The following is a 25,617-nucleotide window of genomic DNA, read 5'->3' on the forward strand; positions in this document are numbered from 1 at the left end:
GCGCCGCGATTTAATCGCCCCTAGATTGAACAAATTTCAATCCGCAAAGGCCAACACGCCCTAGGTTTAGAACATAATTTCATAGTGGAAGTAGAATGGATCAATATATTGAATTTATTACAAATCATCCTATTTTAAGCCTAGCTTGGGTTGGTCTTGTATTCCTTATTGTAAGCGGCTGGATAAAGAGCAAGTTTTCAGCAGTGAGAGAAATAAACCCACAGCAATTAACACTTCTTATTAATCGTGAAGATGGCAAAGTAGTTGATATTCGTGCTCAAAAAGAATTTAACGCAGGTCGTATTGCGGGTGCTGAACACTTAAGCCCTGAAAAAGCAAAACAATCTGACTTTTCAAGCCTTGAAAAGCACAAGAGCAAACCCATTATACTAGTATGTGCCACAGGCATGACTGCTCAAGGTATTGCTAATGCAATGCATAAAGCAGGCTTTGAATCGGTTTATGTATTATCAGGTGGTATGGGGTCGTGGCAATCTGCCAGCCTTCCAACTACAACAGGTCGCTAATCAGTTTAGTAGTACCGATAGAGGATTTATTATGAGTAATGTTGTTTTATACACCAAAGCGTACTGTCCATTTTGCCAACGTGCTCTTGCACTTTTAAACAGTAAAGGCGTTGAGTACACAAATATTGATATTGGTGTTCAACCAGAGCTTCGCGATGAAATGATTGCTAAAGCAGGTGGCGCAAGCACAGTACCGCAAATTTTTATTAATGATGAACATATCGGTGGCTGCGACGACATGATGGCTATTGAAGCGCAAGGTAAACTTGACGCTAAGCTAAATGCTTAATTTTAATTATAAAAACTAACACGTAGGAAGCACAATGAACGAAGAAAATCAAAACGCAGCAGCACAAGAAGGTGGCGCACAATTTACTATTCAACGTATTTACACTAAAGATGTATCGTTTGAAACGCCTAACTCGCCTGCGATTTTTCAAAAAGAATGGACGCCAGAAGTTAAGCTAGACCTAGACACGCGCTCTAATAAGCTAGACGAAGGTGTGTTTGAAGTGGTTTTAGCACTAACGGTTACTGCTTCTATCGGTGAAGAAACTGCGTTTTTATGTGAAATTCAGCAAGCCGGTATTTTTACAGTTGGTGAGCTTGAAGAAGTACAACTAGCACATATGCTAGGTGCATACTGCCCTAACGTGTTATTCCCATACGCGCGTGAAGCCGTATCGAATCTTGTTAACCGTGGTACTTTCCCACAGCTTAACCTTGCGCCAGTGAACTTTGATGCGTTATTTGCACAATACATGCAACAACGTACTGCGCAAGCTGAGCAGGTTTCAGCAGACGCATAATTTATGAGTACAGCAACTTCAGCTGTTACTGTATTAGGAGCGGGGTCTTACGGCACCGCTCTTGCTATTTGCTTAGCCCGAAATGGTCACCAAGTGACACTTTGGGGTCGCAATAGCGACGACGTTGCCACGCTTGCAGCTGAGCGGAAAAATCAACGTTACCTTCCTGATGTACCATTCCCCGACACTCTTTTATTACAAGCCGATTTACAACAAGCCGTAGCCAGCAGTGCCATTGTACTTGTGGTTGTGCCAAGCCATGCCTTTGCAGATACATTGCAGCAAATTAAACCTGCGCTGGTTGAAGGTGCGCAAGTTGCGTGGGCAACAAAAGGGCTTGAGCCAAATACTGGTCGCTTGTTACAAGAGGTGGCCCTGCAGGAACTAGGTGATGAGATGCCGCTTGCGGTTTTATCAGGGCCAACCTTTGCAAAAGAAATGGCAATGGGGCTACCTACCGCTATATCGGTGTCATCTACCTCAACGGAGTTTGCGCAACAACTTGCAGATTTACTCCATTGTGGGCGCTCGTTCCGCGTGTATAACAACGATGACTTTATTGGTATTCAGTTAGGTGGCGCGGTTAAAAACGTAATAGCCATTGGTGCAGGTATGTCTGATGGGGTGGGCTTTGGTGCTAATGCACGTACGGCACTGATCACTCGCGGCTTAGCTGAGCTAACGCGCTTAGGGTGTGCCTTAGGTGCAAAGCAAGAAACCTTTATGGGTATGGCTGGACTTGGCGATTTAATCTTAACATGTACCGATAATCAATCGCGCAACCGTCGCTTTGGTTTGGCATTAGGTAAAGGTGAAGGGGTTGATGCTGCTATTGAGTCTATCGGGCAAGTTGTTGAAGGCTTTAGAAACACAAAAGAAGTGTATTTATTAGCACAACGCGCGGGTGTAGAAATGCCTATTACTGAGCAAATTTATAAAGTACTTTATGAAAATAAAGATATGAAAGAAGCCGCCATGGCACTATTAGGCCGTGAGCAGCGCGCCGAATAAATGAGCATATAATGCTCACTTTATTAAAAGTATGAACATGCTTTGCTATTAAAAAACCGACGCTATGTCGGTTTTTTATTGTTTGGTACAAGGTGCTTATTGCGCGTTAGGAAAGCCTAGCTGGCGCCATGATTCATAAACAAATACTGCCACAGCGTTAGATAGGTTCATACTACGGCTATTGGGCTGCATAGGAATGCGCACACGCTGATCGTTAGGTAGCGCTTGAATCATCTCATCGGGGAGACCGCGAGTTTCGGGCCCAAATACCAAGCAATCACCGGCTTCATAACTGGCTTCGTGATGAAACTGGCTGCCTTTAGTGGTGCATGCATACACTTTTTTAGGTTGGCACTTTTCAAGGTAAGCTTCAAACGAGGCATGGCGCTGTACGTTACTAAACTCGTGGTAATCTAGCCCGGCACGTTTTACTCGCTTATCGTCCCACTCAAAACCTAATGGCTCAATTAAATGCAATGAGTAACCTGTGTTTGCACACAAGCGTATGATATTTCCTGTATTTGGTGGAATTTCAGGTTGATATAAAACGATATCCAGCATAATGCGCCTTTCTATTAATCTATAATTTGACGAGTGGCAGTATACACGAAACCGGTAAAAAAAATGATATACTCGCGCCATTGAATACCGCAAGTAGTGAATATTAACGTGCATCACCGTAGTTACGAATTTTGGGTTAAAACATCAAGCATAGTTACCATGGTTATGGTTAGCTTAATGATAGCCGCTAAAAGCTGGGCGTGGTTGGCATCGGGTTCAGCTTCTATGCTTGGCTCATTAACCGATTCATTAATGGATATTACCGCCACGGCCATGAGCTTTTTAGTGCTAGGGTATGCACTGCGCCCAGCAGATGACGATCACCGTTTTGGTCATGGCAAAGCTGAAGCCCTAGCCGGACTTGGCCAGGCTGCGTTTATAGCAGGGTCGGGGTGTTTATTGGCGTTTCACGGTATTGAGCGATTATTTAACCCAATTGTGCTTAGTCATTCACTGTTAGGTGTGTGGGTGAGTATATTTGCTATTGCTTGTACGTTAGTGATTGTGTTTTTTCAGATCAAAGTGGTTAAGCATACCGAATCCATCGCTATTAAAGCAGATTCGGTGCATTACAAAGGGGATTTAATTTTAAATGCGGCGGTATTACTTGCTATTTTGCTCTCATACTATGGGGTGTTATACGCAGATCCGCTGTTTGCCATAGGCGTTGCCGGTTACTTACTTTATAACAGTTGGGATATTGCGTGTGAGAGTGCCGATCATCTTATGGATAAAGAACTCCCAGATGATGAAAAGCAAAGTATTTTAGATATTGCTAACGCACATAAAGATGTACACGGTGTACATGATATTCGCACTCGCCAAGGCGGTAAAATTAAGTTTATGCAAATGCACTTAGAGCTTGATGACCATTTAAGTTTAATACGTGCCCACAATGTAGCTGACGATGTAGAAAAGGCGCTTGCCGAGCGCTTTGACTCTGAGGTTGATATCTTAATTCATCTAGATCCGCTCTCGGTGGTACCTAAGTATCAAACGAAGAACAAAACTGATACAAGCGCATAAGCACAGGTTTTCTAATTTCGTCGCGTTCAAACAATAACTCGTGCTTGGCCCCTGCAAAGCTTTTCAGCTCGGCATTAGGGAGCCTATTTACGAGCTTTTGTTGCGCGTTGTTATCAACCACTTCATCGTTTTGTGCGCTGGCAATAAAAATAGGGAGGTTGATTGTGTGGGTATCCACGGCAGACATAAAAGCAAAGCTTGCATTTAACCAACCATATGTAACGCCGCCTAACTGTAAAAGTGGCTGTTGTTGATAAGTGAGCCTAAATAGGTTGTATCGCACTTGGCTGCTGGTTAAGGTATTAAGCGCAAATTCTTCTGGGTTGTAATCGTTTTGCCCTAGCGCATAACTGTAGCCAAAACCGAGCTTTGTGGCGGCACTGGCTATAAATTTAGCTACCGGTTTAGGAATACCTTTAGTGTAAATATCAAACATGGGCGCAGATAAAAACGCGCCGCTGAAAGTATGCGGGTAATTTGCAAAATAATCGTACGCTATAGCGCCGCCCATGGAGTGGGCTAATAATATTTTTTTGCCTTGCCAGTGCTTATTTACAATATGCTGGTTAAATAAATCTAAGTCGGCACTGTAGTCACTAAAGCGTTTTACATACCCCTTGTGCTTATTTTTTAACGGTCGATACGAGCGACCTTGCCCTTGGTGGTCGGCTATAAATACCGCATAGTTATTAGTGTAAAGCTCCCACAGCAGCTCTTTGTATTTTTCAAGCCCTTCTATGCGCCCTGAGCTAATTACTATGGCAGTGTTAGCTGTTTCTGGCACTGCGTAAGCAAAAAACAGTTTACCTTCAGATGCATTAAAATAGTTTTTATTAAGTACATTTTCGTAAAAGTGATTAATGCGTGCTTGGTTACTTTCAAGCGCTGATTCGGTACTGTAAAACATGCTTACTCTTTAATTAGTGGCAGGGTGATATTGGCACAAAGCCCGCCTTTTTCTTTATTAGATAGCGCTAAACTACCGCCGTGGGCAATAATAGCATTTTTAGCGATAGCTAATCCAAGCCCTGTGCCGCCACTTACTCTGTCGCGAGCATCAGATTGCCTAAAAAAGGGCTCACAAAGCTTGCTCAGTTGCTCATTTGGAACGCCAGGGCCATCGTCGCAAATCTCTATATAGATTTGGTTGTTATAGTGTACGTTAAAGCTAATGTTGCTGTGCGCGTATTTTATTGCGTTACGTAATAGGTTTTCGAGTGCGCTGGCAATTAATGATTCATCGCAGCTTAGCATTACATCGGCATTGCCACTAAAAGTAAGTGTTTTAGTATTTTGCTTGGCTTCAAACTGCGCATCGTTTAATACGTGCTCTACTATATCTTTTAACGATTGCTTTTGCTGTGACAGAGTTTGGCTTTGCGCTTCTAAACGCGACACTTGCAGCACGTCGGCAATCATTTTATCAAGCTGGTTTGCTTCTTTTTCTATACGTAATAAATACGACTGGCTTGCCTCGTTGGCTTGCATTTGTGCAAGCCCCGTTGCCATTTTTAAACGCGTAAGCGGGGAGCGTAACTCGTGAGATATATCAGCCAGTAAGCGCTTTTGAGCACTAATAAGTTGCTCAAGCTGATTAGCCATGCTGTTAAAGTCGCGCCCAAGTACTCCTAACTCGTCTTTTCTGCTTGCAGGTATGGTAACTCGCGCTGATAAATCGCCTGATGAAAGCTTTATAGCTGCTTTTTTAAGGCTGTTAATTGGGGCGATTAAATTGCGACTAAAAATAAAACTCAGGATTAAAGAGGCAAAAATAGCCACGAGTACTTTCATCCAATTCGGCATTAACTTAAAGCGCATGAGCAAAGGAGGTTGGTGGTTAATGTCTATTTCGTAGAGGTAAAACTGCCCCTCTGGCACGTTAATATTAACAGGGCCGAAAGCTTGGTATTTTTCGGTAAAAATGACCTGTGGCGCCAAGTTTTGACTAAAGCTAAGTAAGTTTAAATCTATTTCAGCGGGGATCTCTTTATTGCTTAATGCGTCTTCGGGTTGTGCTGCGCCTAAAAATAAAATCTTTCGTTTTGAAAGCCTAGGGTGCGATAAAACATCAGCAAGGGTGCGCTTGTGTTTAGTGGCACTTCGCTCAATACTTTTGGCAGTATAAATTAGGTTTTTTTTCATTGGCCCCCGCAAAGGCTCGGTGCTTACTGCATTAATTGCCGTAATATTGCTTAAAAATATAAGCGCAGCCACCGTGCCTGTTATTGTTAGCCAAAACCAAATAAATATTTTAAAAAATAAATAATGTCGAGGGTGCTTTAGCCATGCAAAGTAATGTTTATTACTCACCTTGGATGAAGACATAACCTGTTCCTCGCATTGTTTTTATTCGCTCGCCTTGAATATGCTCAGCTATTTTTTTACGAATATTGCTAACGTGCATATCAATTGAGCGGTCGAACGAAGCTAAGCGCCTGCCTAGCACTTCTTCACTTATTTGCTCTTTACTGACAACTTCGCCGGCATTTTTAATTAATAACACCAGTACTTCGTACTCTGTGCCAGTAAGCGTGAGGGTGTGCTCGTTAATAGCGGCTTCTCGGGCTGCCAAATTAACCGTAATGCCATTTATATTCATTTTGCTAGGCGTTGCAACGTTTAGGCTATTTATGTGCTCTATACGGCGGGTAATGGCTTTTACACGGGCAAGTAACTCGCGGTGATTAAAGGGTTTGGGTATGTAATCGTCTGCGCCAAGCTCTAAGCCAAAAATGCGATCAAAGTCTTCGCCTTTTGCAGTGAGCATAATAACCGGTGTTAGCTTTGTTTGCCTAAGTTGTTTAAGTACTTCAAAGCCATCAAGGGTGGGGAGCATGACATCAAGCAATATCAGCGCGTAGTCATTTGATAGAGCAAGCTTTAAGCCTTGCTCGCCATCGTGAACGCTTTGTACGTCAAAACCTTGCGCGGCTAAATATTCAGTAAGTAGTTCGCACAAACCTGTGTCGTCATCAATCATTAATAGCTTCATTTCAAACCCTTAGGCAATTTCTATATGGTTATTTTACTTCTTAAATTGTGCAAAAGTGAATCTTTACACAACCTTTACACTGCTTTGCGTTACTTTGCGTTGCAAGAGGTATAGTTAACTCACTGGCTTAGCAGCCACAACCAAATTCAATCCATCCAATATTAAGGTGATGATTATGACTAAAGTAAATACACTTTCAAAATTAGTACTTATTTGTGGTCTAGCAACGGCTACACTTGGCGCCGGTAGCGTATTAGCAAAAGGCGGCATGCACGATAAGCAAGACCATTCTCAAGCGCGTTTTTTATTATCTGAGCGCGGTGCCGACAAGCTTGATTTAACGCAAGAACAGCAAACTAAGCTTGAAGCTATTTTTGAAGCGCAAAAAACACAGATGAAAGCACTGCGCGGCGATGATAAAGAAGCCCGTAAAGCACAGCGTAAGGCTCAAAAAGAGAAAATGGATGCTTTACTTAGCGCACCAACATTTGACGAAAACGCTGCAAAAGAGCTATTAGCTGCACGCCACGAAAAAGGCACTGAGTTTGGCTTAATTAAGCTAAAAACACAGCATCAAGTAATGCAGGTACTTAACGCAGAGCAGCAAGAAAAGTTTGCAAAAATGCAAAAGCGTATGGGTAAAAAACACCGTAAGCAAAGAGATTAATTTATAAATTAAGCACTAAAAAGCCAGCTTAATGCTGGCTTTTGTCGTTTAAGAGGGTGAAAAACGCTTATTTAAAAAAGTCGTCATCGTTTTTAGCCATCATCTCTTCAATATCTTCAATCATATCTTGGCTAATTTGGTTAGCCGAGGTAATAGGCGTTGATATTTTATTGTTCTCAAAAGACCATTCACCTAAATCAATAAGCTGACAGCGCTTAGAACAAAAAGGACGATGTGGGCTTTGCTGTGACCATTCAACTTTGTTTTTACAGGTTGGACAGTTAACAATTGTTGGCATACTTTACTCTCTACAATGTGTTTTAGCCCTAATTAGGGCTATCACTTTTACATATTGGTTACGCGATTAATTTCAGCCAGAGACGTTAAACCATCGGCGGCTTTTCGTAAACCCGATAATCGCAAGTTATTAAACCCAGCTTGTAGCGATACCTCTGCGATTTCGAGCGAGTTGCCACCGCGCATAATAATTTGTGCAATTTCAGGAGTAATTTGCATGACTTCGTAAATACCCACTCGGCCTTTGTAACCATCGGTGCAATTTTCGCAGCCTTTGGGTGCGTATAGTGTCATATCTTCAATTTGTGTTGTGCTAAATCCTTGACGAGCCAACTCTTCTGCTGGCAGTGTTTCAGGGGTTTTACACTTAGGGCATAAACGCCTAGCTAAGCGCTGGGCAATAATCAAACTTATAGAGCTTGCCACGTTATACGCAGGCACGCCCATATTTAATAAACGCGTTATGGTTTCGGGCGCTGAGTTGGTATGTAGTGTAGATAACACTAAGTGACCCGTTTGCGCCGCTTTAATTGAAATTTCTGCGGTTTCTAGGTCACGTATTTCACCTACCATCACTACATCTGGATCTTGACGTAAAAATGCACGCAGGGCGTTAGCAAAGGTCATTTCGGCTTTAGGGTTAATTTGTACTTGGTTAACCCCTTCAAGGTTTATCTCAACCGGATCCTCGGCTGTACTAATGTTACGCTCTGGCTGGTTAAGTATATTTAAACCGGTATAAAGCGATACGGTTTTACCAGAGCCCGTTGGGCCGGTCACAAGTATCATGCCTTGTGGTTGCCCAAGCGCATCCATATAAAGCTTTTTCTGATCCTCTTCGTAACCTAATACATCAATACCTAGCATAGCGCTTGATGAATCAAGAATACGCATTACTATTTTTTCGCCCCATAACGTAGGCATAGTACTTACACGAAAATCGATGCTTTTACGCTCTGTAATTTTTAATTTAATACGGCCATCTTGTGGTTTACGTTTTTCAGCAATATCGAGCCTCGACATTACTTTGATACGCGCCGATAGCTTACTTGCTAAGGTATTGGGTGGGTTGGCAACTTCATGCAAAATACCATCAATACGAAAGCGAATACGGTATTTGTGCTCGTAAGGTTCAAAGTGTAAATCAGAAGCGCCTTTTTTAATGGCATCCATTAATATTTTATTGATATAAACAATGATTGGCGCATCGTCTTTATCATCATCTTTAGGTGTGGTTTCTTTAGGGCCTTCACTATCTAGGTCGGCAAACTCTTTAAATTCATCGGCGCTTAAATCTAAGCTGCCTGCAGCATCAAGTAGTTGCTCAATTTTGTTATCTAGCTGAATATAGTCAACCACGACTATTTCGCACGATAAGCCGGTGCTAAATTCAAAGTTTTCAAAGGCACCGTAGTCAGTCGGATCTGAGGCGGCAATGTATACTTTTCTGCCTTTTTGAACCAGCGGTAAAATATGGTGTTTACGTATTAGTTTTTCTTTAACTAAGTCTTCGGGGATTTGTGCAGGGTCGAAGTCTTTTAAATCAAAATACGGTACGCGGAATAAGTCTATACATTGTTCAGCTAAGTCGTTGCTATCAATTTTTCCACATTTAGATATAAGCTCAGCGGTTGAGGCAAACTCTTGCTGTTTTGCTTTTACGGTATCGGCATCAATGCGGCCAAGCGTTATAAATTTTCTCAATAACGGTGAGTTAATATTCATTGCGCACCTATTTTAGTCCTTCAATAGTTAACAATTTATCAGAAAAAAGCAGGTGATTAAATTCGCTGTGCTTATCAACACCTTTTTTGCTAACCAAATTACGAGTTTATGTTGTTATGACCGCATTAAGGGGCATTAGTTGTATTTTATACTGCATATTGTAGGTAATTTTTATGAAGAACAACAAGTTCTGCATGAACAAGTGATAAATCGCGGTCATTATTTAGAATATCATCGGCTTTTTGTTGTTTTTCTTCCCGTGGCATTTGTGACGCTATAATGCTATTTACCTGCTCAAGGCTAATATTGTCGCGTTTTATAGTACGTTCAATCTGCACAGGCTGTGGTACATCAATCAATAAAGTACGGTTGCAGTATTTGTTAAGTTTATTTTCAAACAATAATGGTGCAACTAATACAACATAAGCACTGGTTGCATTATTTAAATCGGTGAGTATTTTTTCCCGAATAAGCGGGTGTAATAGTGCGTTAAGCCACCCTTTATCATCATTGTTGGTAAATATTTTAGTACGCAGCGCTGCTCTGTTTAATGTGCCATCGGGTAGTAAAATACCCTCACCAAAGTGTTCAATGATTGCATTTAGCCCTGTGCTATTAGGGGCCACTACTTGGCGAGCAATAATGTCGGCATCAACAACGCAAATACCTAGTTCTTCAAACATATTACTAACAGCCGTTTTACCGCAGCCAATACCGCCTGTTAAACCCAATACCCAATTGTTTATTTTAGTTGCTGGCTTATTCATACTAATAACCAATTAAATTAAAATACGCAGCTTGAATTTGAGCGCCCCACAGCAGCGTTATCCAACCCGCGATAGCTAAGTAGGGGCCAAATGGAATGGGTGTTGCTTTGTCTTTATCTTGGATACTTAAAAGGGCAATACCAATAATGGCGCCCACCACGCTTGAGAGCAAAATAATGGTTAATAGTGACTGCCAGCCAAGCAGTGCGCCAAATACGGCCAGTAACTTAAAATCGCCATAGCCCATGCCATCCTTGCCGGTTAATAGCTTAAATAACCAAAATACACTCCACAGGCTTAAATAGCCGCATGCGGCACCCACTATTGCTTCGCTTGGGCTTATTGTTATACCCATTACAGCGGCTATAAGTGCAAGCCATACTAAAGGTAAAGTGAGCTGATCGGGCAGTAGCATGTGGTCAATATCAATAAAGGTGAGCGCCACTAAAATCCAGGTTACAAAAATATATAAAAGGGCGTGCTCAGTAGCGCCAAAGCTGTAGGCAATAACTAAACTTAATAGTGCGGTAATGGCTTCAATTATCGGGTAACGCGCTGATATTGGGTTACTGCAATTAGCGCATTTACCTTTAAGCATAATCCAACTAATAATAGGGATATTCTGCCAAGGCTTAATCGCGGTTTTGCATTTAGGGCAGGTGGAATTAGGTTTTACTAAATTAAATGGCTCACTGTTACTGGCTTGTGTAGGTTTGGCTGTTAGTTCATCTTCTAATAATAATCTACATTCACTTTGCCATTCTCGCTGCATCATTAACGGCAGTCGATAAATAACTACATTTAAAAAACTACCTACACATAAACTGACTAAGCCAACCGTGGTTAAATAAAACCACAATTGGCTTTGCATTACTTCAATAATACTTTGCATTATATACCTAAAAACTATTCTAAAATTAAGTGTCTAAAAGTTAAGTGAAATAATTATCACAAAGAGAAGTTAAAGAGAGTAAATGAGAAGACATTAGCCGCCAACCCTATAAAAAGGCTCTCTTTAATTCTTACAAATTTTTATTAGTTAAATTACAGAGCCTAATTGGAAAATCGGCAAGTACATGGCAACAATTAAGCCACCGACGAGCACACCCAGCACAGCCATAATAAGCGGCTCTAATAAGCTAGATAAGCCATCAACTGCATCATCAACTTCTTGCTCGTAAATAGTCGCTACTTTAGCAAGCATGCCATCAAGCGATCCTGACTCTTCACCAATCGCGACCATTTGAATAACCATGTCGGGGAATATTTTAGAGTTACGCATCGCCCAGTTCATTTGATTACCCGAGCTCACCTCTGCTTTAATATCTAAAATAGCATAGCGATACACAGCATTACCGGATGCACCTGCTGCAGAATCTAGCGCATCAACAAGGGGTACACCCGCAGCAAAGGTGGTCGAAAGCGTACGAGCATATCGTGCAACAGCGGCTTTATTTAAAATCATACCAATTACAGGGAGTTTTAATATAGCCCGGTCTGTTGCATCTCTAAGTTTTAAACTTCTGAGCTTAGCTTCTTTAAAAGCGTAACCAAAGCCAACAATGGCTATTAAAATCATCCACCAATATTCCTGCATAAATTCTGATATGCCGATTACGAATAGGGTAAATGCGGGAAGTTCTGCGCCAAAGCCGTTAAAAATATCTTGAAACTGAGGTACCACAAATATAAGCAGTATTGAGGTAACTATAAGTGCAACCACTAAAACAGCGATAGGATAAAACATCGCCTTTTTAATTTTCGACTTAAGCGCTTCTGATTTTTCTTTGTATAAAGCAACACGGTCAAATATTTTATCAAGCGCACCCGACTGCTCACCTGAGGCAACTAAGTCACAATATAAGTCATCAAAATAACGAGGGTGCTTTCTTAGCGCTTGGCTAAGCGGCTGGCCTGCTTTAACTTCATCGCCAATAGTTTCCATTAATTTGGCAACACTTTTATTTGCAGAGCCAGAGCCAATCATTTCAATAGCTTGAATAAGCGGTACTCCCGCCATTAACATAGTAGCGATTTGTCGTGTGACTAGAGCTATATCTTTTGGGGTGATTTTTTGTAGGCGAGTCCCGAATAATGGCTTAGCTTTACGCTTAACTTTTGATGGGGTAATGCCCTGTTTCCTAAGCTGCGCTTTTACTAAAGCAATACTAGCCCCAGTCATCTCACCCTCTAACTTTTTACCTCTTGTACTTACGCCGATCCACTCGAAGGTATCTTGTCCTTTTTTTTCAGGCTGTTTTACCATTATTTATCTCCCAAAACTATCAGTTTTTTGAGTTGCACTTCTACATAGATTAATCTCAGCTTCATCGATTTCAGAAGAAAACAAGTGACAAAAACTTTTTCTGAGTTCAGCAATTAATTCTTCATTATTAAGAGCTTGCTGGTTATAGAGTATGTCTTTATGTAAGTTAGTTATATATATATTATTATTGTGTTCAGGGAAAACTGATAATTGCCATTTCCCTTTTATGACCCCTCTTTGCTTTGACTTTACAACTTCATGGTATAACTGATTGTTAAAAACTACTTTTCCCAAACTGTCAACTTCAAACAAGTTAGCAGTTTGTTTGACAGTTTTTTCTTCATCGATTTCACCTTGTTTATTGAACATGGGTTTTAATGAACTCTCTAAAGGGATTGGTCTTTGTTGCTGTACTTTGAATATACTTGTACCATCGGAATCACGCTTATTATCAATATCTAATAAATCAATTATTGTAGGCGCAATGTCTGTTAAAGCGTAATTTAACTCTTTATTAGGAGCTGTGTGATTAACTAATGTACCACCCTCATACTCTTTAAAGCTGAAAAGAACTTTAAATTGAGAGCTTGAGATAATTGTTGTCCCGTGGCCAGCTGTATTTGTAAAGTTACTACTGTTTTTTGGCAGATCTATTTTTCTTCCAAAACTTTCTCCGTGATCAGTGATAAGAAAAATTAAAGAATTGTCTAGTAAACCTTCATTATTCAAGTGAGCTATAAACCTTTCAACTTGTTTATCAACAAGTTGAACTGAGTGAAAGTACTTATCATAAGAGCTTCTGGAGTTGTCATTGTTTTTTATTTTATAAGGCCAGTGTGGGAGTGTAAAATGAGAGGCTATAAAGACTGGTAGACCAGTATTGTGTATCTCTCTCTCAAGTTTTAAATTGAACTTTTCCGGTGAATATGTGGACCATACAGCTCTATTATTGTGAATATGAGGCATTAGTAGCTCGAAAAAGGGGAGTTTAGAAGTTAACACTAATAGTGGAAGGTCCGCTAATTTAGAAAATAAAAACTCACCTGCAGTCGCTGGGGGACCAATAATATTATCAAAATAAAGTCGTTGATCAATATGGCTAAAACGTCGTTCATCTAAGGAGAAGTATGTTTTGTAACCGGCTTCCTTCAAATCATAAGCTAGATTTTCTTTTAGATCTAACTTGTCAAAACTTGTAAGGTTCAATCTGGCATGGTTCGTTAGTGGGTAATTACCTGTTAATACGCTAACCCATGAAGGGAAAGTTCTTGCTACATGGGTGTATGAATTAGGTAAGTGTATCGATGAGCTTACAAAGCTTTCGATGAAAGGAGTGTTTTTTTTATTTATTAATCGAACGTTAAGGGAATCTATACCGATAATGACTACGTTTTTGTGTTTAAATTGAGTTTGAGGTTTATAGATTCCCAGGGAGGGTATGAATAAAGAGATTATTGGAAGTAATATTAAAGATGCTTTCACTCTATTTTTTTTTATGATGAATGAATAGGTAATAAAAAAAAACGCTAATAACGACGTGGGAACTAAAACTTTCAATTGACTCCATACGTTATGGCTATAGAAAAGCTCAGGGTATTCATAGCTAGACATCCCCAATATTAATAAAATTACAATTAACCAGGAAAATATATGACAAAATATATGAGATGTTTTTTTTAATAAGATATTTAAATTTGAGGAAATTACATTAGCGATGGTAGCTAATAATAAAATAGATATAAATATTCCTAAAATAAATAAAACAATTTCGAGTATGAAGGGGGGGCTTGAGAGTGCATTTGTTAATTTACTTTTAATAGAATTACCTTTTAGCTCAAAAGGTATTTGATTTACCCACCAAAAGTATAGAGATATAAAAAAAAAGAATGTAGATATACAAAAGTGGATTAGCATAGAGGATATAAATTTATTGAAGAATTATGAATATATTTTGGGCGTTACAAACGCCCAAAAATAATAGAGGTTAGCGACAGTTTGATGGAAGGTATTTATCATCAACTGAACCCTCATCACAGGTCCAAGTGATAGAGCCTCCTGTAGAAGCTATTGTTGGTTTGAACACAACAGTGTCACCAGTAGTAACTTTGTTATTAAAGGTTACAGTAATAACTCCATCTTCTACTCCAACACTCGTTACTGCGTTACCAGTAATCGTATTGGCGACAGGTAAACCAGCTGCCGCATTGTCTTCAGGCCAAGCTGCCTCTGAGACGTAATATTCTGTAACTGCAGCTTTAGCTGAAGCACCTAGAGTTATGCCCTCGCTCACATGTGCACGTTTTGTGTAATCTTGGTAAGCAGGCAAAGCTACTGCAGCAAGAATACCGATGATTGCTACAACAATCATTAATTCGATTAGGGTGAAACCCTGTTGTTTTTGAGTCATTGTTTTCATGTTTCCTCTCCTAAAGGATAATGTTTTGTAAGGTAGTCAGGTTAGTGGCGAGAGTGCCAAACTTAATTTACCTGATTAACTTTACAGATTTACTTAAAAATAAATTTTCACGTACTTTTAGCCTTAGGTATGAAACACAAAAGCTAAATGTGAGTTCATCATGTTGCAACTTGCACAGGCTACCTAAACACAAAGTAGACTAAATATAGGAAACATACTGACCGTTTGCTTTAATCTTTTCGGAATTTTTTTAGATTAAAACAAAAAGCAGTTATTTATTACTATACTTTTCAAGAAAGTAATGCAACAGGGTTAGTCTAACACTTTTTCTATGCTTAAAGCACTTATAGTTTATTCAAAAAGCGACTTTATTTAACAAGTTGTTACAAATTAAGCCTTTTGGGTTATTAAATGCCTTTTTGCTTATTTTGTCAATCAATTAGCGCTATTGAAATTTAAGTGTAGCGTTAAAATCATACAAAACGCATCGATAAATCGATTGATTGTAAATTTTTTGTAAGTGCACCGCTGGATATAAAGTCGACACCTGCTTGCGAGTAAGTTTTAAGCGTTTCTAGTGTCATATTGCCAGAAACCTCTAATTTAGCGCGCTTGTTAGTAGTGACCACAGCTTGCTGAATTTGTTCAACGCTAAAATTATCGAGCATGATTATGTCGGCGCCGGCATTAATGGCTTGCTCAAGTTCATTTAACGACTCAACCTCTACTTCTACGGGTTTTGTAGGGTGGTTTTGCTTGGCTTGTGCGACTGCTTTATCAATACCGCCACACGCTGCTATATGGTTTTCTTTAATTAAAAACGCATCAAATAAGCCTATACGGTGATTTGCAGCGCCGCCGCATTTTACAGCGTATTTTTGCAGAGCTCTGAGTCCTGGTATTGTTTTACGGGTATCGAGCAGCTGGGTTGTGGTGCCGCTAAGCTCTTTTACATAATTTGCAGTTGTGGTTGCGGTACCGGCGAGCGTTTGTACAAAGTTAAGCGCGGTACGCTCTGCAGTTAAAATAGCGCGGGCAGAACCTTTAGCTGTAAATAAGGTGCTATTTGCTGGCACAAAGTCGCCATCATTTACTAATACGTTTACTTCAACGCTTGGATCTACTTGCTTAAACACTTCTATAATGATGTCTTTACCGCAAAAAACGCAGTCTTCGCGGGTAATTACTTTAGCATTTGCGTGCTCGTTTTGTGGAATAAGCTGCGCGGTAATGTCGCCGTCTTGTGCTGATTGATGATTTAGATCTTCATCTAAGGCGAGGGTGACAAGTTGAGTAATAAGCGTGTGCGAAATTGACATATGAAGGCTCATAAGTGTTAATAAATTAAGCAAATTTTACTATGTTTAAATAACTAATAGAAGCGCTTTTAAATGAGCAGGGGTTATTACACCTACATATATAGCATGGCTACTAAAAGTAATGCTACCTGCTGAATGTTAGCTAACCGCAATGGCTATCATTCTTTATATAAATCCTTTAGCATCAAGTTTATGTATACCGTGGTATTAAAATAATGCAGATAGATTCAAGCGGAGTTGTCGCTAATATAACGCAGCGGCCCTGTACGCATTTTGATGATCGCCCTGAAAATACCAATATTTCGCTGTTGGTAATTCATAATATTTCATTGCCGGCTGGGCAATTTGGCACCGAATACGTTGATGCACTGTTTATGGGTGAGATTGACTGTAATGCGCACCCCAGTTTTTGTGATTTAAATGGTCTTAGAGTGTCAGCGCACTGTTTTATAAAACGTACTGGCGAGATTATTCAATATGTGCCATTTAATAAACGCGCGTGGCATGCCGGGCAATCTGAATATGAAGGGCAAAGCGCATGTAATAACTTTAGTATAGGTATTGAGCTTGAGGGTACAGATACCACACCTTACACTCAGGCGCAGTACACCAGCTTACATAACCTAACAAAGGCAATTATGACCCGTTACCCGCTTATCACCACTAAGCGAGTTGTAGGACATTGCGATATAGCACCAGGGCGAAAAACCGACCCAGGGGAAAGTTTTAATTGGCCTGCTTATATAAGCAGGCTAGAACAAGCAAATTAAGTGAGTCGCTATCATGATTTTAGTTTCTATAATTATTGCACTAATACTTGAGCGTTTAGGTGCGCGCTCACAGTATTGGCAAATAAGCTATTACGTTAATGGTTATTTAAATCGCTCGGGTAAATTACTTAGTGAAAACGGATTGTTTAGCTCGGCAATTGGCTTTTTAATTTGGTTAGTTTTGCCGGTAGTGGCTGTTGCGCTTATATATGTACTCTCTGACTTTGTACTTTGGCAGTTAGCTATAAATGTTGCGGTTTTATTGGTTTGTTTTGGTTGTGCTAAGCACCGCGCTTTATATAAGTCGTATTTAAATGCACTAACGCGGGATGATAAAACCGCGGCCTCATTATACGCACTACAAATGGGGCAAAAACACCTAGAGGATGAAGAGGGCGGAGAAACATTTGGGCAAACCTTAGCGTGGATTAATTTTAGATTTTATTGCGCCGTTATTTTTTGGTTTGTAATGCTTGGCGCCCCAGGGGCCGTGTTGTATGCAATAGTGCGTACGTTGGCCGATTTAGTTAAAGAAAACCATAAAGTGGTGTTTGCAAATCGTTTTACGCTGCTGCATAAATTATTATTTTGGCTAGATTGGCTACCAGCGCGTGTTGCAAGCTTTGGCTATTTAGTCATTGGTAACTTTAATAAAGGTACAAGCTGCTGGCTGCATTATGTATTGGATTTTAAAACACCAAACCGCAAAGTAGTTACGTGTACGGCGCTTGCGGCTGAACAAGTAGAACAGCGTTATTACGGATGTGCTATTGAAGCCACTTGTATGATTAAATTAGTTAAACGCAACGTGCTTTTTTATTTAGTACTTATTGCACTGCTTACTTTATTTGGCGGTTTATCGTAGTCGCGATTTCACATCGCGCAATGTACGCCGCGCTTAGGGTGAGTATCGCGGCAAGATAATTGGTCGCGGGGTAAACCCGCTGCTACGACCTTCTCCAATTCAAAAATTAATTTCTTCAATAAATTCAACTAGAGTGAATATTCTAATTCACTCTGGTCAGACCATTTGTTTTCATCTTGTTAACGTTTGAATAAAACAACCTCAATTGTGCATTGTTTGAACTTCGTTCAAAATGCGTTACGCTACTCTAATTGCTCAAATAACCCGTAAATTGACAGTTATTTGCCTTTTTGATACCTTATTGAAAATTTTTGGTATGACCAATTTACCTTTTGGGTAAATCGTCAAGCTCTAGGCCTTAAAAATTAGGCTTTTTAGTATTTATGCAACGTGGACGTTGATTAATGTCTTTAAAGATTAAAGCAGCAAAATTATCTGATGTTATTTTACAGCAACTTGAGAATATGATTCTTGAGGGCTCATTAGCGCCAGGTGAAAAACTGCCGCCAGAGCGCGAACTAGCAAAACAGTTTGAGGTGTCTCGCCCCTCACTGCGTGAAGCTATCCAAAAGCTAGAAGCAAAAGGATTGGTCACTCGCAGGCAAGGCGGTGGCACGTTTGTAAAAAATCAGCTTGAAGAAGGACTCACTGATCCGCTGTTTGATTTGATCAGTAAGCATCCTGAATCACAGTTCGATTTACTTGAATTTCGTCATGCACTTGAAGGGATTGCTGCATATTATGCGGCGCTTCGTGGTACCAGCACCGATTTTACCAAGGTTAAACAAAGCTTTGATAAAATTGCTCAAGTTAATAACGATTTACAATTAAAAGCCAAAGCAATTAATGCGTTTCACTTTAGTGTAGCCGAAGCCTCACACAACGTGGTTTTACTTCACTTAGTGCGAGGCATGCAAGCGCTACTGGAGCAAAATGTATTGCAAAACTTAACGGTTTTATTAAAAAAACCAGATATTAGCAATCAATTAGCCCAGCACCGGCGCTTATTAATGGATGCCGTAATTGAGGGCAATCCAGAACAAGCCCGTTTAGCAAGTAATGCCCATTTAGCCTTTATTGAAGAAGCATTACTTGAAGCGGGTAAAGAGCATTCGCGAATTGAACGTAGTTTAAGACGCACAAAACAAAATTAAGCTAATACGCTGTACTTAGAACACACTAAATTAGGTATACGTGGTATTAAATTAACAACATTCGTATTTTAAACATAAGGAAACCTCCATATGTCTGAAGTCAATAAAATTGACGTAGACGCGCTAGAAACACAAGAGTGGTTACAAGCTCTTGAATCAGTTGTGCGCGAAGAAGGTGTTGAACGAGCTCAGTATTTACTTGAGCAAGTGTTAGAGCAAGCCCGTTTAGACGGCGTTGATATGCCAACTGGCACAACAACTAACTACGTTAATACTATTCCAGTAGATCAAGAACCGGCGTACCCAGGGGATGTAAACCTTGAGCGTCGTATTCGTTCGATTATTCGTTGGAATGCAATCATGATTGTATTACGTGCATCGAAAAAAGATCTCGACTTAGGCGGCCATATGGCGTCTTACCAATCATCAGCTGCGTTTTATGAAGTGTGTTTTAACCACTTTTTCAAAGCGCCAAATGAGGTAGACGGCGGTGACTTAGTTTACTACCAAGGTCATATTTCTCCGGGTATTTATGCGCGTGCATTTGTTGAAGGTCGTCTTACGGCTGAGCAGCTTGATAACTTCCGTCAAGAAGTAGATGGTAAAGGTTTACCATCATACCCGCATCCTAAATTAATGCCTGAATTTTGGCAGTTCCCAACGGTATCTATGGGCTTAGGTCCAATTGCGTCTATTTACCAAGCACGCTTTTTAAAATACCTAGACGGCCGTGGCTTAAAAGACACTAAAAACCAACGTGTATACGCGTTTTTAGGTGACGGTGAAATGGATGAGCCAGAATCACGCGGCGCAATCTCTTTTGCTGCACGTGAAAAGCTAGACAACCTATGTTACTTAATTAACTGTAACTTACAGCGTTTAGATGGCCCAGTAATGGGTAATGGTAAAATTATTCAAGAACTAGAAGGCCTATTTAAAGGCGCTGGTTGGAACGTAATTAAAGTTGTATGGGGTAGCGGATGGGATATTCTGCTAGCTAAAGATACATCAGGTAAATTACTACAGTTGATGAACGAAACAATTGATGGTGATTACCAAACATATAAAGCGAAAGATGGCGCGTACGTACGTGAGCATTTCTTTGGCCGTTATCCAGAAACAGCTGCACTTGTTGCAGATATGACTGATGACGAAATTTTTGCGCTTAAGCGTGGTGGTCATGAGCCATCAAAACTGTATGCTGCATTTAAAAAAGCTGAGCAAACCAACGACCGTCCTACCGTGATTCTTGCTAAAACTGTAAAAGGTTACGGCATGGGTGAAGCGGCTGAAGGTAAAAACATTGCGCACCAAGTGAAAAAAATGGACATGAGCCATGTTGAACACTTACGTGACCGTTTAGGCCTACAAGATTTAGTATCAGAAGAGCAAATTAAAGATCTTCCATACTTAACGCTTGAAGAAAGTTCAGAAGAATACAAGTACTTACACGCACGCCGTGATGCACTTAAAGGTTACACACCTACACGTATTCCTAAATTTACTGAAGAGCTAAAACTGCCAGAAGTAGACGCATTTAAGCCGCTACTTGAAGAGCAAAAACGTGATATTTCTACCACAATGGGCTTTGTACGTGCACTTAACGTGTTACTAAAAGACAAAGGCATTGGCAAAAACATTGTGCCAATTATTGCTGATGAAGCACGTACATTTGGTATGGAAGGTTTATTCCGTCAAATCGGTATTTACAATCCACATGGCCAAAACTACACCCCTCAAGACCGCGATATTGTTTCTTACTACAAAGAAGCTACATCAGGCCAAGTACTTCAAGAGGGTATTAACGAGCTAGGTGCAATGTCGTCATGGGTAGCTGCTGCAACATCTTACAGCACTAACGATTTACCTATGATCCCATTCTACATTTACTACTCTATGTTTGGTTTCCAGCGTGTTGGCGACATGGCATGGATGGCGGGTGACCAACAAGCACGTGGTTTCTTATTAGGTGCAACAGCAGGTCGTACTACGCTAAATGGTGAAGGTCTACAGCACGAAGATGGTCACAGCCATATTCTTGCAAATACGGTTCCTAACTGTATTTCTTATGACCCAACGTACGCATTTGAAGTAGCGGTAATTATTCAAGATGGTATTCGTCGTATGTACGGTGAAAACCAAGAAAACATTTACTACTACCTAACGCTTATGAACGAAAACTACCATCAACCAGCAATGCCAGAAGGCGCTGAAGAAGGTATTCGTAAAGGTATTTACAAGCTTGAAAGCTACGAAGGTAAAAAAGCCAACGTACAGTTATTAAGCTCAGGTACTATCATGACTGAAGTGCGCAAAGCTGCAGCCATTTTAAGCGAAGAGTACGGTATTGCTTCTGATGTTTACTCAGTAACATCATTCAATGAGCTTACCCGTGACGGTCAAGACGTTGAGCGTTTCAACATGCTTAACCCAGAAAGCGAGCAAAAAACGCCTTACATCACTAGCGTATTAAACGATTCAGTGACTGTTGCTGCGACCGACTACATGAAAAACTACGCAGAGCAAGCGCGTTCATTTATTCCAAGCAGCAACTATAAAGTGCTTGGTACAGATGGTTACGGACGCTCTGATAGCCGTGAAAACTTACGTCGTCACTTTGAAGTTAATGCAAGCTACGTGGTTGTTGCTACGTTATCTGAACTTGCTAAACGTGGTGATGTTGAAAAGTCAGTGGTTGTTGAAGCAATTAAAAAGTTCGACATTGACACAAACAAACTAAATCCACTGTACGCATAAGAGGTTTGCAATGAGTATTGAAATTAATGTACCAGATATCGGTGGCGATGACGTAGAAGTAACCGAAATCTTAGTAAGCGTTGGCGACAAAGTAGATGTTGATCAATCGCTACTAACCGTTGAAGGCGATAAAGCATCAATGGAAGTACCTGCTGCGCAAGCAGGTATAGTCAAAGAAATTAAAGTAAGCGAAGGCGACACGGTAACAACAGGGTCGTTAATCATGATTTTTGAAGGCGAAGAGTCAGGTTCACAAAGTGAGCCAGAAGCGCCAGCTAAAACTGAGGCGTCTGCACCTGCAGAGGCTTCAGGTTCTTCAACTAAAGAAGTAACCGTACCAGATATTGGTGACGACGAAGTTGAAGTAACAGAAATCATGGTCGCTGTTGGTGACAGCGTAGATGAAGAGCAGTCAATTTTAAGTGTTGAAGGCGATAAAGCATCTATGGAAGTACCAGCTCCTTTTGCCGGTACTGTAAAAGAAATTAAAGTAGCCGAAGGCGACAAAGTAAAAACAGGCTCTTTAGTGTTTGTTTTTGAAGTAGCTGGCTCAAGTGCACCTGCATCAGATGCGCCAAAGCAAGAATCTGCGCCAGCAGAGACTACTCAAAGCGCCGAGCCTAGCACAAAAGAAGTAAACGTGCCTGATATTGGCGATGATGAAGTTGAAGTAACTGAAATTATGGTTGCTGTTGGCGATACGGTTGAAGAAGAGCAATCTATCTTAAACGTTGAAGGCGACAAAGCGGCAATGGAAGTACCAGCCCCGTTTGCTGGTACCGTTAAAGAAATTAAAGTGGCCGCTGGCGATAAAGTCAAAACTGGCTCACTTGTGTTTGTTTTTGAAGTTGCAGGCAGTGCGCCAGCAAAAGCAGCAGCCCCGGCTGAGCAAAAGCCAGCAGCACCTGCAAAAACCGAGTCTGCGCCAGCTCAAGCTGCACCTGCGGCTAAAGCAAGCAACGAAAGCTTTGAAAACAACAGCGCATATGCTCATGCATCGCCAGTTGTTCGCCGCTTAGCGCGTGAGTTTGGTATTAACTTAGCAAACGTTAAAGGCTCCGGGCGTAAAAACCGCGTAGTAAAAGAAGACGTGCAAAACTATGTTAAAAACCTAGTTAAGCAAGTTGAATCAGGCCAATTACCTGCTGGTAAAGGCAATGCGGGCGGTGGTGAGCTTGGCTTAATTCCGTGGCCGAAAGTAGATTTTGCTAAATTTGGTGAAATTGAAGAGAAAAAACTATCGCGTATTCAAAAGCTGTCGGGTAAAAACCTACACCGTAACTGGGTGCAAATCCCACATGTTACACAGTTTGACGAAGCTGATATCACAAGCCTTGAAGTGTTCCGTAAAGAACAAAACGTGTTAAGCGAGAAGAAAAAGCTTGGCGTTAAAATCACACCACTTGTGTTTGTGATGAAAGCGGTAGCGAAAGTACTTGCTGAGTTCCCAACGTTTAACTCGTCATTGTCTGAAGACGGTGAAAGCCTTATCCTTAAAAAGTACATCAATATTGGTGTGGCAGTAGATACCCCAAATGGCTTAGTTGTTCCAGTATTTAAAGATGTGGACAAAAAAGGCATTATTGAATTATCTCGCGAGCTGATGGATATTTCTAAAAAGGCGCGTGAAGGTAAGTTAACGTCATCTGATATGCAAGGCGGCTGTTTTACTATTTCAAGCTTAGGCGGTATTGGCGGTACGGCATTTACGCCGATTGTTAATGCACCAGAGGTGGCTATTTTAGGTGTATCTAAATCTGAAATGAAACCTAAGTGGAATGGTAAAGACTTTGAACCAAAATTAATGGTTCCGCTTTCTATGTCGTACGATCACCGTGTGATTGACGGTGCTCTAGCTGCACGCTTTACAGCAACGCTTGCTAGCTACATGAGCGACATACGTCAATTAGTGATGTAATCGCTACAATATGAACAAAATCAAATCCCAGCCAGTTGTTTTTAGCTGGGATTTTTACTATATGCAATGATACAATCTTTGCACTATTTGTGAATTGCTCTGATTTTCTGCCCATGCAGAAACATGGCAGTTAAATTTTAGGGCAGTGTCCCGTTCAAACAATTAAGGTAATAGCATGAGCAACGAATTAAAAACTCAAGTTGTTGTACTAGGCGGTGGTCCTGGTGGTTACTCTGCGGCTTTCCGTGCTGCTGACTTGGGCTTAGAAGTTACATTAGTAGAATCGCGTGAAACATTAGGCGGCGTATGTCTTAATGTTGGTTGTATTCCTTCAAAAGCACTTTTACACGTGGCTAAAGTGATTGATGACGCTGCAGAAATGTCATCTCACGGTGTTACTTTTGGCGCTCCGCAAATTGATTTAGACAAAATTCGCTCTTGGAAAGAGTCGGTTGTTGGCCAGCTTACAGGTGGCTTAGACGGCATGGCTAAGATGCGTAAAGTTAAAGTTGTACCAGGTTACGGTAAATTCACTGGCAGCAACACTTTAGACGTTGAAGGTGCTGACGGCACTACAACTATTACATTTGATAACGCAATCATTGCTGCGGGTTCTAAACCTGTTAGCTTACCGTTCATCCCAGAAGATGACCGTGTAATTGATTCAACTGGCGCATTAGAACTTAAAGACGTACCAGAGAAACTACTTGTTTTAGGTGGTGGTATTATCGGTCTTGAAATGGGTACGGTTTACCGCGCACTAGGTTCTGATATTGATGTAGTTGAATTTGCAGATCAGTTAGTTCCGGCTGCGGATAAAGATATCATCAAGGTTTACCAAAAATACGTAAACAAAAAATTCAATGTTATGCTTTCTACTAAAGTTGTTGGCGTTGAAGCGAAAGATGATGGCTTATACGTTACTTTTGAAGGCAAAAACGCACCAGCTGAGCCAGTACGTTACGACAAAGTACTTGTTGCTGTAGGCCGTACGCCTAACGGTAACTTACTTGATGCTGATAAAGCAGGTGTTAATGTTGATGAGCGTGGCTTTATTAATGTTGATAAGCAATTACGTACTAACGTAGACCATATTTTTGCAATTGGTGATTTAGTTGGCCAACCTATGCTTGCGCATAAAGCGGTACACGAAGGCCATGTTGCAGCAGAGGTTATCTCTGGTCAGAAGCACTTCTTCGACCCTAAATGTATTCCTTCAATTGCCTACACTGATCCAGAAATCGCATGGGTAGGTGTGACTGAGAAAGAAGCAAAAGAGCAAGGCTTAAGCATTGAAACTGCGGTATTCCCGTGGGCTGCATCAGGTCGCGCAATTGCATCTGCACGTACAGAAGGTCAAACTAAGCTTATCTTTGATAAAGACAGTGGCCGTGTAATCGGTGGTGCTATGGTTGGTATTAACGCAGGCGAAATGCTTGGCGAAATCGGCTTAGCAGTTGAAATGGGCGCAGACGGTGAAGACTTAGCGCTTACTATTCATGCTCACCCAACATTGAACGAGTCTATTGGCCTTGCAGCTGAGATTTTTGAAGGTTCAATCACTGATTTACCAAACAAAAAAGCAGTTAAAAAGAAGAAGTAATTTAACTTTTTAATTGAGTGTTAAAAACCCAGCTTTTGCTGGGTTTTTGTTTTTATAGCCGCCAATTAAAAAATAGATAAAACAAAACTAGCTTTTGTTGGTATCGTTTTTTATTTTGTGATCTGACTCCATAAAAGTAGACACCTATTTAGGAGTCAGTTCTCATG

The 25,617-nt window shown here is 40.7% G+C and carries 24 protein-coding genes; 12 read left to right on the forward strand and 12 right to left on the reverse strand.

The genetic code is table 11. The annotated features are described in order from the left end of the window. The first annotated feature begins 95 nt into the window (after nt 1-95). The 4 genes from AN395_RS13330 to gpsA are packed head-to-tail and all read left to right on the forward strand — an operon-like array spanning nt 96 to nt 2,347. Complete coding sequence (locus AN395_RS13330; RefSeq protein ID WP_004588616.1) at nt 96-527, forward strand: rhodanese-like domain-containing protein; 432 nt, start codon at nt 96-98, stop codon at nt 525-527. A gap of 31 nt (nt 528-558) precedes the next feature. Beyond that, nucleotides 559-816, forward strand: coding sequence for a glutaredoxin 3 (gene grxC / locus AN395_RS13335; protein ID WP_004588615.1), 258 nt, complete (start codon nt 559-561; stop codon nt 814-816). A gap of 34 nt (nt 817-850) precedes the next feature. After that, nucleotides 851-1,336: a protein-export chaperone SecB gene (gene secB, locus AN395_RS13340; RefSeq protein WP_004588614.1), complete on the forward strand. Its 486-nt coding sequence runs from the start codon at nt 851-853 to the stop codon at nt 1,334-1,336. Between the two features lie 3 nt (nt 1,337-1,339). After that, nucleotides 1,340-2,347 (forward strand): NAD(P)H-dependent glycerol-3-phosphate dehydrogenase, encoded by a 1,008-nt coding sequence (gene gpsA, locus AN395_RS13345; protein WP_024031407.1) that lies wholly within the window; start codon nt 1,340-1,342, stop codon nt 2,345-2,347. 96 nt (nt 2,348-2,443) lie between these two features. Here gpsA and trmL read toward each other — a convergent pair whose 3' ends face one another. Next, complete coding sequence (gene trmL / locus AN395_RS13350) at nt 2,444-2,908, reverse strand: tRNA (uridine(34)/cytosine(34)/5-carboxymethylaminomethyluridine(34)-2'-O)-methyltransferase TrmL (RefSeq protein ID WP_029773366.1); 465 nt, start codon at nt 2,906-2,908, stop codon at nt 2,444-2,446. A 108-nt stretch (nt 2,909-3,016) separates the two neighbouring features. Between trmL and AN395_RS13355 the strand changes: the two genes are divergently transcribed. Next, the gene (locus AN395_RS13355; protein WP_268796031.1) at nt 3,017-3,934 is read left to right on the forward strand and encodes a cation diffusion facilitator family transporter; all 918 of its coding nucleotides are present in this window, start codon (nt 3,017-3,019) and stop codon (nt 3,932-3,934) included. Here the strand turns inward: AN395_RS13355 and AN395_RS13360 are convergent. From AN395_RS13360 to AN395_RS13370, 3 genes are read right to left on the reverse strand one after another with little or no spacing between them, the layout of a single operon-like run. Continuing rightward, nucleotides 3,894-4,841: an alpha/beta fold hydrolase gene (locus AN395_RS13360; protein ID WP_054983287.1), complete on the reverse strand. Its 948-nt coding sequence runs from the start codon at nt 4,839-4,841 to the stop codon at nt 3,894-3,896. The two genes, AN395_RS13355 and AN395_RS13360, sit on opposite strands and share 41 nt — an antisense overlap. Nucleotides 4,842-4,843: 2 nt before the next feature. Next, nucleotides 4,844-6,259 (reverse strand): ATP-binding protein, encoded by a 1,416-nt coding sequence (locus AN395_RS13365; RefSeq protein WP_054983288.1) that lies wholly within the window; start codon nt 6,257-6,259, stop codon nt 4,844-4,846. Then, the gene (locus AN395_RS13370) at nt 6,237-6,926 is read right to left on the reverse strand and encodes a response regulator (protein WP_004588608.1); all 690 of its coding nucleotides are present in this window, start codon (nt 6,924-6,926) and stop codon (nt 6,237-6,239) included. The genes AN395_RS13365 and AN395_RS13370 overlap by 23 nt, the downstream gene beginning before the upstream one ends. A gap of 175 nt (nt 6,927-7,101) precedes the next feature. Here AN395_RS13370 and AN395_RS13375 point away from each other — a divergent pair, with 175 nt between their 5' ends. Next, nucleotides 7,102-7,593 (forward strand): Spy/CpxP family protein refolding chaperone, encoded by a 492-nt coding sequence (locus AN395_RS13375; RefSeq protein ID WP_054983289.1) that lies wholly within the window; start codon nt 7,102-7,104, stop codon nt 7,591-7,593. 67 nt (nt 7,594-7,660) lie between these two features. On the opposite strand, the gene yacG is transcribed toward AN395_RS13375, so the two are convergent. The 8 genes from yacG to nadC all read right to left on the reverse strand — a co-directional run bounded on the left by yacG (nt 7,661) and on the right by nadC (nt 16,383). Continuing rightward, on the reverse strand, nt 7,661-7,891 hold the full coding sequence (yacG, locus tag AN395_RS13380; RefSeq protein WP_024031401.1) for a DNA gyrase inhibitor YacG: 231 nt from the start codon (nt 7,889-7,891) through the stop codon (nt 7,661-7,663). 47 nt (nt 7,892-7,938) lie between these two features. After that, nucleotides 7,939-9,615, reverse strand: coding sequence for a type IV-A pilus assembly ATPase PilB (pilB, locus tag AN395_RS13385; RefSeq protein WP_029773362.1), 1,677 nt, complete (start codon nt 9,613-9,615; stop codon nt 7,939-7,941). Nucleotides 9,616-9,761: 146 nt separating this feature from the next. Beyond that, nucleotides 9,762-10,382, reverse strand: a complete 621-nt coding sequence (coaE, locus tag AN395_RS13390) for a dephospho-CoA kinase (protein WP_054983290.1) — start codon at nt 10,380-10,382, stop codon at nt 9,762-9,764. 1 nt (nt 10,383) lies between these two features. Continuing rightward, nucleotides 10,384-11,274 (reverse strand): A24 family peptidase, encoded by an 891-nt coding sequence (locus tag AN395_RS13395; RefSeq protein WP_054983291.1) that lies wholly within the window; start codon nt 11,272-11,274, stop codon nt 10,384-10,386. A gap of 147 nt (nt 11,275-11,421) precedes the next feature. Further along, a complete protein-coding gene (locus AN395_RS13400; protein ID WP_054983292.1) occupies nt 11,422-12,648 on the reverse strand; it encodes a type II secretion system F family protein in 1,227 nt (408 codons plus the stop codon). A 3-nt stretch (nt 12,649-12,651) separates the two neighbouring features. Then, nucleotides 12,652-14,205, reverse strand: a complete 1,554-nt coding sequence (locus AN395_RS13405) for a sulfatase-like hydrolase/transferase (protein ID WP_054983293.1) — start codon at nt 14,203-14,205, stop codon at nt 12,652-12,654. A 427-nt stretch (nt 14,206-14,632) separates the two neighbouring features. Beyond that, complete coding sequence (locus tag AN395_RS13410; protein ID WP_327078102.1) at nt 14,633-15,064, reverse strand: pilin; 432 nt, start codon at nt 15,062-15,064, stop codon at nt 14,633-14,635. A 473-nt stretch (nt 15,065-15,537) separates the two neighbouring features. Continuing rightward, nucleotides 15,538-16,383: a carboxylating nicotinate-nucleotide diphosphorylase gene (gene nadC, locus AN395_RS13415; protein WP_054983294.1), complete on the reverse strand. Its 846-nt coding sequence runs from the start codon at nt 16,381-16,383 to the stop codon at nt 15,538-15,540. Nucleotides 16,384-16,598: 215 nt separating this feature from the next. On the opposite strand from nadC, the gene ampD reads away from it, so the two are divergent. The 6 genes from ampD (at nt 16,599) to lpdA (ending at nt 25,450) form a co-directional block, all read left to right on the forward strand. Continuing rightward, nucleotides 16,599-17,153, forward strand: coding sequence for a 1,6-anhydro-N-acetylmuramyl-L-alanine amidase AmpD (gene ampD, locus AN395_RS13420; RefSeq protein WP_054983295.1), 555 nt, complete (start codon nt 16,599-16,601; stop codon nt 17,151-17,153). 13 nt (nt 17,154-17,166) lie between these two features. Next, on the forward strand, nt 17,167-18,018 hold the full coding sequence (gene ampE, locus AN395_RS13425) for a beta-lactamase regulator AmpE (RefSeq protein WP_054983296.1): 852 nt from the start codon (nt 17,167-17,169) through the stop codon (nt 18,016-18,018). 404 nt (nt 18,019-18,422) lie between these two features. Beyond that, nucleotides 18,423-19,172 carry a pyruvate dehydrogenase complex transcriptional repressor PdhR gene (gene pdhR, locus AN395_RS13430; protein WP_004588597.1) on the forward strand — a complete coding sequence of 250 codons (750 nt, stop codon included), beginning with the start codon at nt 18,423-18,425 and terminating at the stop codon, nt 19,170-19,172. Nucleotides 19,173-19,262: 90 nt separating this feature from the next. Continuing rightward, nucleotides 19,263-21,929, forward strand: a complete 2,667-nt coding sequence (aceE, locus tag AN395_RS13435) for a pyruvate dehydrogenase (acetyl-transferring), homodimeric type (protein ID WP_054983297.1) — start codon at nt 19,263-19,265, stop codon at nt 21,927-21,929. A gap of 10 nt (nt 21,930-21,939) precedes the next feature. Beyond that, nucleotides 21,940-23,847: a pyruvate dehydrogenase complex dihydrolipoyllysine-residue acetyltransferase gene (aceF, locus tag AN395_RS13440; protein WP_054983298.1), complete on the forward strand. Its 1,908-nt coding sequence runs from the start codon at nt 21,940-21,942 to the stop codon at nt 23,845-23,847. A 175-nt stretch (nt 23,848-24,022) separates the two neighbouring features. Then, the gene (lpdA, locus tag AN395_RS13445) at nt 24,023-25,450 is read left to right on the forward strand and encodes a dihydrolipoyl dehydrogenase (protein WP_054983299.1); all 1,428 of its coding nucleotides are present in this window, start codon (nt 24,023-24,025) and stop codon (nt 25,448-25,450) included. The last annotated feature ends 167 nt before the right edge of the window (nt 25,451-25,617 follow it).

The organism is Pseudoalteromonas sp. P1-30 (assembly GCF_001400005.1).
Lineage (GTDB): Bacteria > Pseudomonadota > Gammaproteobacteria > Enterobacterales > Alteromonadaceae > Pseudoalteromonas > Pseudoalteromonas atlantica.